The following is a 14,465-nucleotide window of genomic DNA, read 5'->3' on the forward strand; positions in this document are numbered from 1 at the left end:
GCAATTAGGCGGTGCGCGCTTCACGAAGGCCGCAGTGGGGGAATGTGGTGCGGATCATGGTCCGCCCTGTCACTGGATTCGCACCCCTATGCCACAAGAACAGGAACATCGCTGAGGTTCGCTGGAATATCCACAAATGTCGCTCGCGAACCCGCAGCGTCGTAGGGTCGTACACACAATGGAAAAGGAATGGCATGGCTCCCGCAATGGCACCAACGGGACAGCCGTCGCACTTCTCTCATGGAGGCCTGGTGGCAGTTACCCATGACGTCCCTCCCCAGCTCGACGAGCTGGTCTCCACCGCCCACCGGATTCGGCAGGCCATCGAATCGGTGATCGAGGGCAAGAGCGACGCCGTCCGCCTCACGCTGACCGTCCTGCTCGCCGAGGGGCACCTCCTCATCGAAGACGTGCCCGGGGTCGGCAAGACCATGCTGGCCAAGGCTCTCGCCCGGTCGATCGACTGCCCCGTGCGGCGCGTGCAGTTCACCCCTGACCTGTTGCCCAGCGACATCACCGGAGTGAGCGCGTACAACCAGCAGACCAGAGAGTTCGAGTTCAAGCCCGGGCCGGTGTTCGCCAACATCGTCGTGGGCGACGAGATCAACCGTGCCTCCCCCAAGACGCAGTCCGCGTTGCTGGAATGCATGGAGGAGCACCAGGTGACGGTGGACGGGGTGACGTACCAGCTGGATTCACCGTTCATGGTGATGGCGACCCAGAACCCCATTGAGATGGAGGGCACCTATCCCCTGCCCGAGGCACAGCGTGACCGCTTCTCCGTGCGGATCGCGATGGGCTACCCGGAGCCGACCGCCGAGTTGGAGATGCTCGACGTGCACGGCAGCGCCTCCCCGCTCGACAAGCTCGAGCCGGTGGCGACGACCGCCGAGGTGCGGGCGCTCATCGAGGCCGTGCGCGGGGTCTACGTCTCGCAGGCGGTCAAGAAGTACGCCATCGACCTGGTCGTGGCCACCCGCCACTCCCCCGATCTGCGGCTGGGCGCCTCACCCCGGTCCACGCTGCAGCTCGTACGGGCCGCGCGGGCCCACGCGGCGCTGGCGGGCCGCGACTACGTCATCCCCGACGACGTGCAGGACCTGGCCATCCCCGTGCTCGCTCACCGGCTGCTGCCCAGCATCGAGGCGCAGGGACAGCGCCGGCTGCCCGAACAGGTGGTGGCCGATCTGCTCAGGCGCGTACCGGTGCCCGAGTCGCGAGCGTCGTGAGAGCCGGACTGCAGGCGCTGACCCCCAGAGGCAGATCGTTCCTCGCCTCGGGGATCGCGGCGCTGCTGATGGCCGTGCTCCTGGGCGAGAACGACCTGTTCAGGATCGGGGTGCTGGTGACCGCGCTACCGCTGCTGGCCGCGCTCGTGGCGGCGCGCACGCGCTACCGCCTGAGCTGCGCCAGGCGGCTGGATCCGTCAAGGGCCGAGGTGGGCGGCGAGGCCACCGTCACCCTGCGGCTGGAAAACGTCACCAGGCTGCCCACCGGCCTGCTGCTCATCGAGGACACCGTTCCCTACGCCCTCGGCGTGCGGCCCCGGTTCGTGCTGGACCGGGTGGAGTCGCGGGGCGTACGCGAGATCGACTACCGAGTGCGCTCCGACCTGCGCGGCCGCTACACGATCGGCCCGCTGTCGATCCGCATCACCGACCCGTTCGGCCTGGTCGAGCTGACCCGCTCGTTCACCATCAGCGACACGCTGGTGGTGACGCCGCACGTCGCGGCGCTGCCGCACGTGCGGCTGTCGGGCGAATGGACGGGCGGCGGCGACAGCCGCACCAGGAGCGTGGCGGCGGCCGGCGACGACGACGTGGCGCCGCGCGAGTACCGGCAGGGCGACGACCTGCGGCGGGTGCACTGGCGCTCGACCGCGCGCCGCGGCGAGCTGATGGTGCGCCGCGAGGAGCAGCAGTGGCAGAGCCGCGGCGCGCTCCTGCTCGACACCCGCAGGCACGCCCACCGCGGCGAGGGGCCGCGCTCGTCGTTCGAGGTGGCGGTCTCGGCCGCGGCCTCGATCGGCGTGCACCTCGCCCGCGAGGGGCTCGGCCTGCGGCTGGTGACCGACCAGGGCGCCGAGCACCTGACCGACACGGGCCTGAGCTGGTCGCTGCTCGACACCCTCGCCGTGGTACGGCACAGCCCCGCCCGCTCGCTCGAGATGGGCGTCTCCGCCCTGCGCCAGGGCGGCGGCGACGGGCTGATCGTGGCCGTGCTCGGCTCGATGGACGCGGAGGAGGCGAGGGAACTGGCCAGGCTGAGGCACAGCGGCATCACCGGAGTGGCGGTCCTGCTCGACGTGGCGACCTGGGACGGCGGTGACAGGAAGGCCGCTGAGGACCTGGAGGCGGTGCAGACCGTCCTGGCCGGGTACGGCTGGCGCATCGTACGGCTGCCCGCGGGCACCACGATCGCGTCCGTCTGGCAGGACGCCGCCAACCACGGCAGGTACGCGGTCGGCCCGGCGGGAGGTGCGGCATGAGACTCACCGGCGCCTCCGGCGTGGCCGTGTTCACCGCGGCGATCCTGCTCTACCCGCTCTTCCAGGGCGGCGCCTGGTTCTGGGCGTCGCTCGGCGCCGTGCTCGCGGTGGTGGCCGCGGGCCTGCTCACCAGCCGCCTGTCGTTGCCCGCGTGGGCGGCTCCGCTGGTCGCGCTGGCCGCGACGTGGATCTATCTGACCGTGGCCTTCGCGTCGTCCGAGGCGTGGGCCCTGGTGGTGCCGACGAAGGGGTCGGTCGCGGAACTGGCCCGGCTGCTGGGCGTCGGCTGGGCCGACATCCAGCGCTTCGCCGCCCCCGTGCCCGTGACCGACGGCATCGCGCTCCTGACCGCGGGCGGCGTGGCCCTCATCGCGATCACCGTGGACCTGCTGGCCGCGCGGCTGCGGCGGGCGGCGCTGGCCGGGCTGCCGCTGCTGGCGCTGGCCACGGTGCCGGCCACGATCCTGACCGAGCCGATCAGCTGGCCCGCGTTCATCATCGCCGCGCTCGGGTTCATCGGCCTGCTGATCGCCGACGGGCGCGAGCGGGTGGGGCACTGGGGCCGGGCCGTGCTGGTGCGGCGGACCACCCGCGCCGCGCAGTCTCATGACGGCGCCCGTTCCCCGGCCGACACCAGTGGCCTGCGCCTGTCCGGCAAGCGCATCGGGTTCGCCGCGATCGCGCTGGCCGTGCTGGTGCCGGCCGCGCTGCCGGCGATGGAGCCCGTGTCGTTCTTCACCTTCGGCGTGGGCGGCAACGGGTCGGGGCGGGGCAACTCGATCAGCATCCCCAACCCGATCGCGAACCTGAAAGGCCAGCTGGAGCTGCCCGAGCGGCGGGTGGTTCTCACCTACAGCAACAACGACGACCAGGCCAGATATCTGCGGATCTACTCGCTCGACAGGTTCGACGGCCAGCAGTTCGGCATGACCGAGCCGAAGGGCGCGCCGCAGAACAGGACGGACAACGGCCCGCTGCCCGACCCGCCCGGGCTCAGCCGGCGACCGAAGATCAACAACGTGATCACGAACGTCCAGATCAGCGACGAGATCGCCCGGCTGTCGTTCCTGCCGCTGCCGTACCCGGCCCGGCAGATCCGGGTGGACGGGGACTGGCGGGCCGACGTCGACACGCTCATGGTCTTCTCCACCCGTGACGAGGCCGCCGGCCTGGAGTACGAGGTGGCGACGAGCGAGCCGGAGCCCACACCGGACCTGCTCGACTCGCTCGACGGGGAGCAGCCGAGGGTCGACGACCGGTATCTGGCGCTGCCGGACAACCTGCCGCCCGAGATCGCCGCGCTGGCCGAGCGGGTCACCCGTGGCGCCTCCACCACCTACGAGGCGGCTGTGAAGCTGCAGCGCTTCTTCACCACGGACGGCGGTTTCACCTACAACCTGCGTACGCAGGGGCACGGCAACTCGGCGTTGCGGGACTTCCTGCTGCGTGACCGGGCGGGCTACTGCGAGCAGTTCGCCGCGTCCATGGCGGTGATGGCCAGGCTGGTGGGCATCCCGTCGCGGGTGGCGATCGGCTACACGGGCGGCATGAAGATCGGCGACCGGTGGACGGTCGGGACGAACGACTCCCACTCCTGGCCCGAGTTGTACTTCGAGGGCGTGGGCTGGCTACCGTTCGAGCCGACTCCTTCGGGGTCGATCGGCCAGGGCAGCGCGCGCGTGCCGTCGTACTCGGTGCCCCGTCCGAGCACCCCCTCGGGCGAGGAGTCGACGCCGTCGACGGGAGAGAGCGGTTCCCCGGCCGACGAGCCGCAGGACCCGCAGGCCCGGCGCAACGAGCGGCAGCTGGACCGCGAGGCCCAGGCCGCGACCGGCGGGCTGCCCCCGGACGACTCGATGCCGCTGATCGGCCAGGTCGGCATCGGCGCGGGCGCGCTGCTGGTGCTCCTGCTGGTCCCCGCCGGCGTGCGGCTGGTCGCGCGGAACAGGCGCGTACGCATGCTGAAGGGGATGGCGCCGCAGCCGTCCACGACGCCGTCCACGACGCCGGCGACGGCGCCGGGGAGGACACGGCGCAAGCACGGGGACACCGTCCCCTGGGTGACGGCCGTCTGGGCGGAGCTCGACGACGTGCTGTACGACTATGGAATGGCCCGCGAGGACAGCGAGACCCCGCGGGCGCTGGCCCGGCGGCTGACCCAGCAGTACGAGTTCGATGCGGATTCCGCGGCGGCCATCTCGTCCATCGCCTCCGCGGTCGAGCGCGTGTTGTACGCCAGGGACCCGGGCCCGATCGCGCCCATGAGCAAGGACCTGCGCCAGGTGCGGCTGGCCCTGGCGGCCACGATGTCACGCGGCCGGCGGATCAGGGCGGTGCTGCTGCCTCCGTCGACGCTGCGCCGGCTGCGGCGCATGGGAGAGGGCCTGCTCGACGGGTTCGACCTGCTGGAGAACATCAGGATGCGGCGGACGGCGGCGCACAAGGGATCATGACCACATGACCCAGCGTGCGGCCGCTCCCCTCGTCAGGGAGCGGCCGCACGCTTGGGTGGGTCAGCGCTCGTCGTGGCGACGGCGCCAGCGCTCTTCCATTCGCTCCATGAAGGTGCCACGGTTGCCTCTGCGGGGCTGCTTGCCCCGAGGAGCGGCCGTGCCGCCTGGGGCGGCCGGGGGCGAGTCACCGAACCCATTCATACGTTTCCAGCTGGACAAGCCCCACAAACACGCGGCGAGCATGACCACGAAACCGCCGACGCCGAGCGGGATCAGGGCACTGCCACTGACGACCACGCCGACCATCATGATGACGACGCCGAGGGCAAAGCCGATGGAGGCTTTGATCAGGCGACGCTTGTAATGGCTGCGCGGGTCACTGATCCTTACGGTGTTGGCCCACTTCGGGTCCTCGGCGTAGAGGGCCTGCTCGATCTGGTCGAGCAAGCGCTGCTCGTGCTCAGAGAGCGGCACGGCGCCTCCCAAGGACGGCCCCAGGACGGGGAAGACGGCAACGGACGACACGGGGTGTCCGAACCTCGCGGTCGGTCATCCCCAGGATACGAGGCTGTAGACGCAGGCGAAAGCAAACGTCCAACGCAGACCAAACCGGAGGTGACGTCATGGCTCCATTGTGACCCATCTCGTCCCCCTTCCCCCAAAACTGGGGCACTGACGTCCCCCTAAATCTGGACATCGAACGTCATGTCTCTATTTCATCAAGCTTGCCACGTACTAGCGATGCTGGGAGCACCGCGTCGGGACCGAATCGCCGGATCGCCTTGTCCATGGCCTGTTCGGCCTCGCGCCAGCCGGTCTCCCGCTCGCCCAGACTGAGCTGGCGCACGGCTTCGCCGGCCGGTCGCAAACTTTCCATCCGCACTCCCACCAGGCGCAACCTCACACGTTCGAGGCCGGCGGCGGCGAACAGCTCGCACGCGGTGGCATAGATGACCTGCGCCACATCAGTGGGCTCGCGAAGCGTCCGCGAGCGGCTGATCGTCGTGAAATCGGCGCGGCGGAGCTTCACACTTACCGTTCTCCCCACGTGGCCGCCCTGACGCATCCGGGCGGCCACCCGCTCCGACAGGCGCAGCAACTCACGCTTGATCACCTCGGGATCGTCCACGTCGGCCGCGAACGTCTCCTCGTTGCCGATGCTCTTGTCGGGCACGTGGGCGGTCACCGGCCGCTCGTCACGCCCCCAGGCCAGCGCCGCGAGATGGCTGCCCGCGGCCTGCCCCAGCTCCCGCTGCAGGGTGCTGGGCGGCACCCTCGCGAGGTCTCCGACCGTGCGGATGCCCAGGCGCACCAGCGCCTGCTCGGTGCGCTCCCCCACCCCCCACAAGGCCGACACCGGCAGCGGATGCAGGAAACCGACCACCTCGTCGGCGGGCACCACCAGCAGCCCGTCGGGCTTGCACTGCTTGGAGGCGAGCTTTGCCACGAATTTACTCGCGGCGACGCCTACGGAGCAGGTGATGCCGTAGCGGTCGAGGACCTGCTCCCTGACCATGGCGGCGATGGCCGCGGGCGGGCCGAGCCTGAGCCTGGCTCCCCCGACGTCGAGGAACGCCTCGTCGGAGGCGATCGGCTCGACCTGCGGGGTGATCGCGCGGAAGATCTCCATGACGCCCTTGGAGACCTCGGAGTATTTGCCGTGGCTGGGCGGGATGACCGTGGCCTGCGGGCAGAGCCGGCGCGCTCTGCCCATCGGCATCGCCGAGTGCACGCCGTGCGCCCTGGCCTCGTAGGTGGCGCTGAGCACGACGCCGCGCCCGGCGGGCGAGCCCACGATCACGGGCCGGCCCGCCAGCTCGGGGCGGTCGAGCAACTCGACGCTGGCGTAGAAGGCGTCCATGTCGACATGGAGGATCGGGCAGCCGCTGTCATCGACCCCGGTCCGCGGAGCGGGGCCAATGCCGGTGATCTGCTTGCGAGACACGCCGCCGATTCTATCCGAACAGAAGTTCTACACCGAGGGGAGCCGCCATCGATCTTTTCCTTCCTGACACTGAGGTGCCGGGGCGGTGAGGCGCGACCTCCGCCGCGCTGGTGCCGGTCATCGGGGCTCAGGTCCTGTGACCGAGCGCGTGCAACTGGGTGGCGATGTCTCTCAGCACCGGATGGGTCGACGCCGCCTGCTCGAGCGCCACGAGCGCGTCCGCGGCGCCGGGCTCGCCGTCGACGAGCCTGCTCGGCACCAGATCGGCGAAAACGCGCACGCCGTGGACGGCCCCGATGGAGAAGCCGGTGGCGCCCAGCAACTCGACGAGCGTGGCGGCGGCGAAACGCCGGGGCGTGGGATCGCGCTCGCCCCAGCTCCCCTCCGGGTCGTCGAGCACGGACCTGGCCTCGTCGAACTGGCCGGCGAGCGCCCGGTGGATGGCGCTGGCGACCGGGTTGGCTGCCAGCACGCTCACGGCCCCGCCCCTGCGCAACACCCCGGCGACGGCGGTCAGCGCGCTGATCGGGTCTTCGACGTATTCCAGCACGCTGTGGCAGAGCACCAGATCGGCGCTGTCGCGGCTGAGCAGCTCGCCCAGGTCGGCGACGTCACCCTGCAGCGCGCGCACGCCCACGCCCTGCTCCTTGGCCCGGCGTTCGAGCGCGGCCAGGGAGTCGGGGCTCGGGTCGACGACGGTGACGCCGTGGCCGAGCGCCGCAAGGGGCACGGCGAACCCTCCGGTGCCGCCGCCCGCGTCGACGATGTCGAGCCGCTCACGCCCGGCGGACGCGGCCCGCTCCGCCAGCACGGAACGCAACGCGTCCCAGACGACGGCGGTCCGCACCGCCGGGGTCCTCGTGACGCCTTCAGCACGCAACGTCGGCTCGCCTCCCTTTCCCTCGCGACCGGCGCCCTCGCGAACGCGCACTTCGCGAACGGCTTCTTCGCGGATGGGCCCAGCCTACGCCGTGCGCGCGATCGCCCGCTCCCCACCGGGCGACCCCGGCGGTCAGGCCCGGGCGTCGAACTCGGCGGCCAGCCGTTTCGGCGCGCGCAGCCGCCAGGCCTCGGTCAGCAGCTCGCCCATCTCCTCGGCGTCCACCGCCCCGAACCGCGCGAGCACGATCGCGTGCCCGTCGTAATGCGGTGTGGTGAAGAACTTGGCGGGCTCGGCCGCGATCAGCCCGGCCTTGTCCTCCTCGGCCGGCACCGGGAGGACGAGCACGTCGCCCTCTTCCCTGATCCGGGCGAACCACTTGCCGCGCACGTAGAAGGCGGGGGTGCCGTACATGCTCTTCTCGGTCGTCTCGGGCAGCGTCAGCGCCAGCCTGCGCACGTCATCCTCCGTCACCATCAGAGCCTCCTGAGGGGACCGTCGCCTTCAGGCGATGGGGAATCGGGAGCGGGAGGATCGTCGAGGGAGCCCCTGCGCGCAGTGGCAGAACCTCAGACATTGTCGCCACCTCCGGATACGAATGAGCTTGTGCTTTCGGGCAATCGGTCAGGCTTGGCCGGCGTTCCCGCGCAAGCGGGGCGAGAAGCCGCTCCCTCAAGACTTCGGGGAGCGGAGGAGTCACGGTGCGCACCTTAGCCGGGCGTGGCAGGGAAAAGGGCGCGTCGCGGCTGGTGACGCGCCCTTGCTCCGCAGGCCGGACGGACCCGCACGCGCCGTGCGGGATCGCCGTGGTTGGAACGTACCCCGAACTTGCGGCCATGACGGCGGGCAACAGGGTGTCTAAAGGGTGAGGCTTGGCTTGAGTTGCTTGAAGCGGGCCAGCAGCCCGTTGACGAACTGGGGCGACTCGTCGGTCGAGAGCTCGCCCGCCAGGTGCACCCACTCGCTGATGACCACGCCCTCGGGCACGTCGGGCATCCACAGCAGTTCGTACGTGCCGCCGCGCAGCAGGTTGCGGTCGACCGCCGGCATGCGGTCGAGGGTCCATCCCTCGGCGTAGGTGGTGATCAGCTCGTCGATGCGCTCGTTGTGCCGGGCGACGCCCTCGACGAGGGCCGAGGTGTATTCGTTGACCGGAGGCTCCTGCCGCTCCACCCGCTCGGCGAGGATCTTCAGCGCATCCTCGCCGCGCAGCTCGGCCTCGAAGAGGATGTCGAGTGCCCGCCTGCGTGCTTTGCCGCGTGCCGACACCTCAGGCCCGGCCGAGGTATTCGCCGCTGCGGGTGTCGACCTTGACCTTCTCCCCGGTGGTGATGAACAGCGGGACCTTGATCTCGGCGCCGGTCTCCAGGGTGGCGGGCTTGGTGCCGCCGGTGGAGCGGTCGCCCTGCAGGCCCGGCTCGGTCTCCGAGATGGTCAGCTCGACGGCCGCGGGCAGATCCACATAGAGCGCGGAACCCTCGTTGAAGGCCACCGTGGCCAGGGTGTTCTCCAGCATGTAGCTGGCCGCGGTGCCGACCGTCGCGCTGGGCACGTTGACCATGTCGTAGGTCTCGGTGTCCATGAACACGAACTCGTCGCCGTCCTTGTACGAATATTGCATCTCGCGCTTGTCGACGTTGGCCACCTCGACCTTGACGCCGGCGTTGAAGGTCTTGTCGACGACCTTTCCCGAGAGGACGTTCTTGAGTTTGGTGCGCACGAACGCGCCGCCCTTGCCCGGCTTGACGTGCTGGAATTCCACAACGGCCCAGAGCTCCCCGCCGTCGAGCTTCAGCACCATGCCGTTCTTCAGGTCGTTGGTCGTCGCCACTCGTTCTCTCCCGCGTGTGGCCGCTCTAAAGGACGAGCAGCTCCTTGGTCGTCTTGGTGAAAAGCTCCGGCCCGCCCTCGCGTGTCACAAGCGTGTCCTCAATGCGAACGCCGCCCCGGCCCGGGAGGTAGACCCCGGGCTCGACGGTGATCGGAACTCGATCCTCTAGTCTACCGGTCCGAGAGGGACCCAGGAACGGCTCCTCATGGATCTGCAGCCCGACCCCGTGGCCGAGACCGTGCCGGAAATGCTCACCGTGACCGGCGTCGGCGATCACGGTGCGGGCGGCGGCGTCCACGTCGCCGGCCGCCGCTCCGGGGGCGAGGGCGTGCCTGCCCGCCCGCTGCGCCGCGACGACCAGGTCGTACAGCTCGCGCTGCCAGGCGGCGGGCGGGCCGAGGCAGACCGTTCGCGTCATGTCGGCGTGGTAACCGCGGTAGCGGGCGCCGAAGTCCATGGTGACCAGGTCGCCGGCGCGCAGTTCCCTGCCGGTGGGGGCGTGGTGGGGGATCGCGCCGTTCTCGCCGGCCGCCACGATCGTGTCGAACGCGGGCTTGTCGGCGCCCAGCTCGGTCATGCGGTTGTCGAGCAGGCGGGCCACGTCACGCTCGGTCATGCCGGGGGCGATGCGCTGCCGGACGTCCTCGAACGCCTGGTCGGTGAGCTCGCAGGCGGTGCGCAGGAGCGCCAGTTCGGCGTCGTCCTTGACCGCCCGCAGCACCTCCACCACCGGTTCCAGCGGGACCAGCCCTTCGCCCAGCCGGTGATAGGCGGCCACGCTCATGCTGGCCGCCTCGATGCCGGTCCCGGGCCCGTCAAGGACGCCCACCAGGGCGCCCGCCACGTCGGCCGCCTCGACCGCCGGTACGTCGAGGGCGCGTGCCACGTCGATGTAGCGGTTGTCGGTGGCCAGCAGCGCCGAGCCGTCGGCCCTGACCAGCACGGCCGCGTTCGAGCTGGCCAGGCCGGTCAGGTAGCGGACGTTCTCCGGCGAGGTGACCAGCAGGGCCTGGACCTCGTGGGCGGGCAGCAGCGCGGCGAGCCGCTCCCGGCGCGCCGCGTAATCGAAGGTCATTCCGCCAATGTACGCGCTATGTCCCGCCTTATCACGATTGCCCGCCCTGGCGCGGCGGTCAGCGGCCCGGCAGGCGCCACTCCCCCATGAACTCGGCCAGCGGCCCTCCCGGCACCATGTCGCCCTTCTCCTGCGCGCGTACCAGGTCGCGGTAAACCCCGCCCACGTGGTTGAGCGCCGGACCCATGTGGCCCTCGTCGAACTTCCTGCCCGCCTTCCTGATCTTCTCGCGGGCCTTCGCCGCGACGGCGGGGTCGATCCCGCCCATGGCCTGCTGGGCGTTCAGCGCCTCGTCGAACGCCTGCAGCCACCTGCCCCATCCGCCCGGAGGGATGGCCTCCCCCAGGGTGGCCTTGGGCGGCACCGTCCCGAGCAGGGTGGTCGGTCCGGTGTCGAGCGTGGTCACGATGCCGGGGGTCGGGTTGCTGGAGGGGGTGTCGAACGGCGTCTCGATCGACGTGCTGGGCGAAGGGGAAGGCGTGGACACGGCGGCCTGCCGCTCCCCCGACACCGCCCACGCCACCATGACGACGGTCACGACGGCGATGACCGCCACGGCCGCGCCGAGCTGGATGAACAGCTTGCGGTTGGCGGCGCCGGGCGCCAGATCGCCCGCCTGGTAGATCGCGGTGTCACCGGCTCTGGGGGCGGCGAACCGGTAGACCTCGGTCGCCCCACCGCCAGGAGCGCCGGGGGCGCCGGTCCTGGGAGGGGCGGCCGGGTTGGCGCGCGGTCTGGCGATGGCCGCCAGCGCCCGCCGGATCGGCTCGCCGCCCGCGGGCCGCTTGGCCGGGTCCTCGGCGAGCATGGCCAGCACCAGCCGGTCCAGCTCGGCGGGCACTTCCGGCCGGTGCGCGCTGGGCGGCACGAGCCCGCCCCCGCGCGCTCCCGCACCGCCGGAAGCGCCGACGCCACCGGGCGTGCCGGTGGCGGCCGGGTCGCCGGACGCGGGCCCGCCGGCGCCGTCCTGGGCGGCGGCAGAGCCGGACGAATCGGCCTCACCGGACGGGAACGAACCGGTGGCGGCGGAGGCGGAAGGGCCGCTGGAAGCGGAGCCGGCCGAGCCCGGCGCAGAGGTGGAAGGGGTGCCCGTCGAGCCGGGGGCGGCTGAGGTGGAGGGGCCTGAGGCGGCGGGCGGGTGGCCGCAGAGCAGCTCGTAGCAGACCGCACCGAGCGCGTACAGGTCACCGGGAGCCTGCGCCGCCTGGCCGGCGACCCGCTCGGGCGCCACGTACCGCTGGTCGCGGACGGGCGGCTCCTTGTCGTGCATCCCGAACCCGACGGCTTTGAGCACCCCGCTCCCGGCCCGGCGGAAGCTGTCGGGGTCCACCTGGCCGTGCACGACGCCGGCCCGGTGCGCGGCGTCGAGCCCGGCCGCGGCCTGCCCGATCAGGTCGCAGACCTCCACGACCGGCAGCGGGCCCCGCGCGGCCAGCTCCTCGCCCAGGCTGAGCCCGGTGAGGAACTCCATCACCAGGAACGGAGCGCCGTCCTCGTCGCCGACGTCGAGCACCATGGCCACGTTCGGATGGATGACCCGCGCCGCGGCCTGCGCGTGCTGCTTGAGCACCTCTCTCGTGGCGGACCCCGCCGCCTTGGCGCCGAGGACCTTGACGGCCACGACCCAGTCGGCCCGCGTGTCGTACCCCCGCCACACCTCACCCATCGGCCCGCTGCCGATGCGCTCGTCGAGCCGGTACCGGTCAGCGACCAAGGACGGCGCGCGCTCCGTCGCGTCGGACATATCCCCGCCAATAGCTTGAACATCAGTATTTCGACCAACCATAGAGCCACACGGCCCCCGCCGCCCCGGCATCGCCCCGGACGGCGGGCTTCCCACCACCTTGACGTAACGACTATCGTTATCGCCCTCGCCGCCATATTGCTGACCGAGAGCTATCCGTTCTACCCGCCGTCGAGCACGTTGCTCTGGGCCGTCGTCGCCGGTTTCGCCGCGCTCGGCGTGTCGGAGATCGTACGGCGGGGGCTGGCGCTGCCAGAAGAGGTCGAGGCCACGGTCTGATGGGCGAACCGGTCATCAGGGTGCGGCTCGACGAGCTGCTCAAGGAACGCGGCATGACACTCACCGAGCTGTCGCACCGCGTGGAGATCACCGTGGTCAACCTGTCCATCTTGAAGAACGGTCACGCCAAGGCGATCCGCTTCTCCACGCTGGCGCGGCTGTGCCAGGCGCTCGGGTGCCAGCCGGGCGACCTGCTGACGTACGAATGATCCCGGCCGGGCCGGTCGTGGAGGTCCGTGAGGTCGTGGTCCGGCAGCCGGATCCGGACGTCTTCGTCCTGAGCGGGCCTGGCGGGAAGCCGGTGACTTCCCGCCAGGCCAAGGAGGCTCAGGCCGTGGCCGGTTCGGGTGAGCGGGGCGCGCGGCCCGCGGAGGCGGGGTCGAGCGGCTGCGGCGGCGCGTTGAAGACGGCCTCGTCGAGGCGGCCCTCCGAGCGCGCCACCAGGACCGGCACCACCATCTGGCCGGTGACGTTGGTCGCGGTGCGGATCATGTCGAGGATCGGGTCGATCGCCAGCAGCAGGCCGACGCCCTCGAGGGGCAGCCCCAGCGTGCTGAGCGTGAGCGTCAGCATGACGATCGCGCCGGTCAGCCCGGCCGTCGCGGCGGATCCGACCACCGAGACGAACGCGATCAGCAGGTAGTCGCCCACCCCGAGCGGCACGCCGAACACCTGGGCCACGAAGATCGCCGCCAGGGCCGGATAGACCGAGGCGCAGCCGTCCATCTTGGTGGTGGCGCCGAACGGCACGGCGAAGGAGGCGTAGGCGCCGTCCACGCCGTTGCGCTCGATGGTGACCTTCTGGGTCAGGGGCAGCGTGCCGACGGAGGAACGCGAGACGAAGGCCAGCTCGATAGCGGGCCAGGCGTTGCGGAAGAACTGGATCGGGTTGACCTTGCCCCACACCGCCAGCAGCGTCGGGTAGACGGCCAGCAGCACGATGAAGCAGCCGGCGTAGACGCCCACGCTGAACTTCGCGAGTGGCGCGAGCAGGTCCCAGCCGTACGTGGAGACGGCCTTGCCGATCAGGCCCGCCGTGCCGAGGGGTGCCAGGCGGATGACCCACCACAGCGCCTTCTGCACCAGCTCCAGCACGGACCGGCCGAGGTTCAGGAACGGCTCGGCCTTCTCTCCGACGGCCAGGGCCGCCGCGCCGAGCACGACCCCCAGGAAGACGATCTGGAGGACGTTCACCTCGGTGAAGGCGGTGACGACGTTCGTCGGCACGACGCCGGTGACGAAGTCGAGCCAGCTGCCGGAGCTCTCCGGCGCCTTGGCCGCTCCGGTGTCGAGGGTGACGCCCTGGCCGGGGTTGATGATCAGGCCGAGCCCGATCGCGAACGCCACCGACACGAGCGCGGTGAGGAGGAACCAGAGCAGCGTCTTGGACGCGAGCCTGGCCGCGCCGCTGACGTTGCGCAGATTGGCCACGCTGACCAGCACGGCGGTGAAGACCAGGGGCGGGACGGCGAGCTTGAGCAGTTGGACGAAGATCGCGCCGACCTGGGTGAGCGTCTCGGCGAGCCAGGTCACGTCCCAGATCCTGGCGACGAACCCGAGCGCGACGCCGGCCACAAGGCCGAGCAGCAACTGCAGGGAGAAGGACAATCTCTTCACGGGGGAGCTCCGAGGTTTCGCGGCATGCCGAAGGGCAGGCCCAGGGGTGGAGGGTCGTAGGCGGAGCGATCAGAGACAGAGAGAGCCGCGCGTCCGGCACAGGTCGATGTGCAGCCGGCCGACCAGGCGCACGAGCACGACAGAGAACCTCAC

The 14,465-nt window shown here is 71.1% G+C and carries 14 protein-coding genes; 5 read left to right on the forward strand and 9 right to left on the reverse strand.

The window, feature by feature from the left end:
• Window positions 1–251 precede the first annotated feature (251 nt).
• The 3 genes from ABGA98_RS28945 to ABGA98_RS28955 are packed head-to-tail and all read left to right on the forward strand — an operon-like array spanning window position 252 to window position 4,941.
• A complete protein-coding gene (locus ABGA98_RS28945; RefSeq protein WP_132604931.1) occupies window positions 252–1,229 on the forward strand; it encodes a MoxR family ATPase in 978 nt (325 codons plus the stop codon).
• A complete protein-coding gene (locus ABGA98_RS28950; RefSeq protein WP_347621558.1) occupies window positions 1,226–2,488 on the forward strand; it encodes a DUF58 domain-containing protein in 1,263 nt (420 codons plus the stop codon). The genes ABGA98_RS28945 and ABGA98_RS28950 overlap by 4 nt, the downstream gene beginning before the upstream one ends.
• Window positions 2,485–4,941, forward strand: coding sequence for a DUF3488 and transglutaminase-like domain-containing protein (locus ABGA98_RS28955; protein WP_347621559.1), 2,457 nt, complete (start codon window positions 2,485–2,487; stop codon window positions 4,939–4,941). Before ABGA98_RS28950 ends, ABGA98_RS28955 begins: the two co-directional genes overlap by 4 nt.
• Before the next feature lie 60 nt (window positions 4,942–5,001).
• Here ABGA98_RS28955 and ABGA98_RS28960 read toward each other — a convergent pair whose 3' ends face one another.
• The 8 genes from ABGA98_RS28960 to ABGA98_RS28995 all read right to left on the reverse strand — a co-directional run bounded on the left by ABGA98_RS28960 (window position 5,002) and on the right by ABGA98_RS28995 (window position 12,416).
• A complete protein-coding gene (locus ABGA98_RS28960; protein WP_347621560.1) occupies window positions 5,002–5,415 on the reverse strand; it encodes a DUF3040 domain-containing protein in 414 nt (137 codons plus the stop codon).
• Window positions 5,416–5,644: 229 nt separating this feature from the next.
• Window positions 5,645–6,886, reverse strand: a complete 1,242-nt coding sequence (gene dinB / locus ABGA98_RS28965; RefSeq protein WP_347621561.1) for a DNA polymerase IV — start codon at window positions 6,884–6,886, stop codon at window positions 5,645–5,647.
• A gap of 127 nt (window positions 6,887–7,013) precedes the next feature.
• On the reverse strand, window positions 7,014–7,733 hold the full coding sequence (locus ABGA98_RS28970; protein WP_347621562.1) for a methyltransferase domain-containing protein: 720 nt from the start codon (window positions 7,731–7,733) through the stop codon (window positions 7,014–7,016).
• Between the two features lie 165 nt (window positions 7,734–7,898).
• Window positions 7,899–8,243 carry an MmcQ/YjbR family DNA-binding protein gene (locus ABGA98_RS28975; RefSeq protein ID WP_347621563.1) on the reverse strand — a complete coding sequence of 115 codons (345 nt, stop codon included), beginning with the start codon at window positions 8,241–8,243 and terminating at the stop codon, window positions 7,899–7,901.
• Window positions 8,244–8,624: 381 nt separating this feature from the next.
• Complete coding sequence (gene nusB / locus ABGA98_RS28980) at window positions 8,625–9,035, reverse strand: transcription antitermination factor NusB (protein WP_347621564.1); 411 nt, start codon at window positions 9,033–9,035, stop codon at window positions 8,625–8,627.
• A 1-nt stretch (window position 9,036) separates the two neighbouring features.
• Window positions 9,037–9,597, reverse strand: coding sequence for an elongation factor P (gene efp, locus ABGA98_RS28985; RefSeq protein WP_347621565.1), 561 nt, complete (start codon window positions 9,595–9,597; stop codon window positions 9,037–9,039).
• Window positions 9,598–9,622: 25 nt separating this feature from the next.
• Window positions 9,623–10,672, reverse strand: a complete 1,050-nt coding sequence (locus tag ABGA98_RS28990) for a Xaa-Pro peptidase family protein (RefSeq protein WP_347621566.1) — start codon at window positions 10,670–10,672, stop codon at window positions 9,623–9,625.
• A gap of 58 nt (window positions 10,673–10,730) precedes the next feature.
• Window positions 10,731–12,416: a serine/threonine-protein kinase gene (locus ABGA98_RS28995; RefSeq protein WP_347621567.1), complete on the reverse strand. Its 1,686-nt coding sequence runs from the start codon at window positions 12,414–12,416 to the stop codon at window positions 10,731–10,733.
• A gap of 138 nt (window positions 12,417–12,554) precedes the next feature.
• Here ABGA98_RS28995 and ABGA98_RS29000 point away from each other — a divergent pair, with 138 nt between their 5' ends.
• Together ABGA98_RS29000 and ABGA98_RS29005 are read left to right on the forward strand one after the other, a co-directional pair.
• Window positions 12,555–12,695 (forward strand): hypothetical protein, encoded by a 141-nt coding sequence (locus ABGA98_RS29000; RefSeq protein ID WP_347621568.1) that lies wholly within the window; start codon window positions 12,555–12,557, stop codon window positions 12,693–12,695.
• Window positions 12,695–12,904: a helix-turn-helix transcriptional regulator gene (locus ABGA98_RS29005; protein ID WP_347621569.1), complete on the forward strand. Its 210-nt coding sequence runs from the start codon at window positions 12,695–12,697 to the stop codon at window positions 12,902–12,904. The genes ABGA98_RS29000 and ABGA98_RS29005 overlap by 1 nt, the downstream gene beginning before the upstream one ends.
• Window positions 12,905–13,022: 118 nt before the next feature.
• Here ABGA98_RS29005 and ABGA98_RS29010 read toward each other — a convergent pair whose 3' ends face one another.
• Window positions 13,023–14,312, reverse strand: a complete 1,290-nt coding sequence (locus tag ABGA98_RS29010) for a dicarboxylate/amino acid:cation symporter (protein WP_347621570.1) — start codon at window positions 14,310–14,312, stop codon at window positions 13,023–13,025.
• Between the last annotated feature and the right edge of the window lie 153 nt (window positions 14,313–14,465).

The sequence above is a fragment of the Nonomuraea sp. B1E8 genome, assembly GCF_039871515.1.
Classification (GTDB): domain Bacteria; phylum Actinomycetota; class Actinomycetes; order Streptosporangiales; family Streptosporangiaceae; genus Nonomuraea.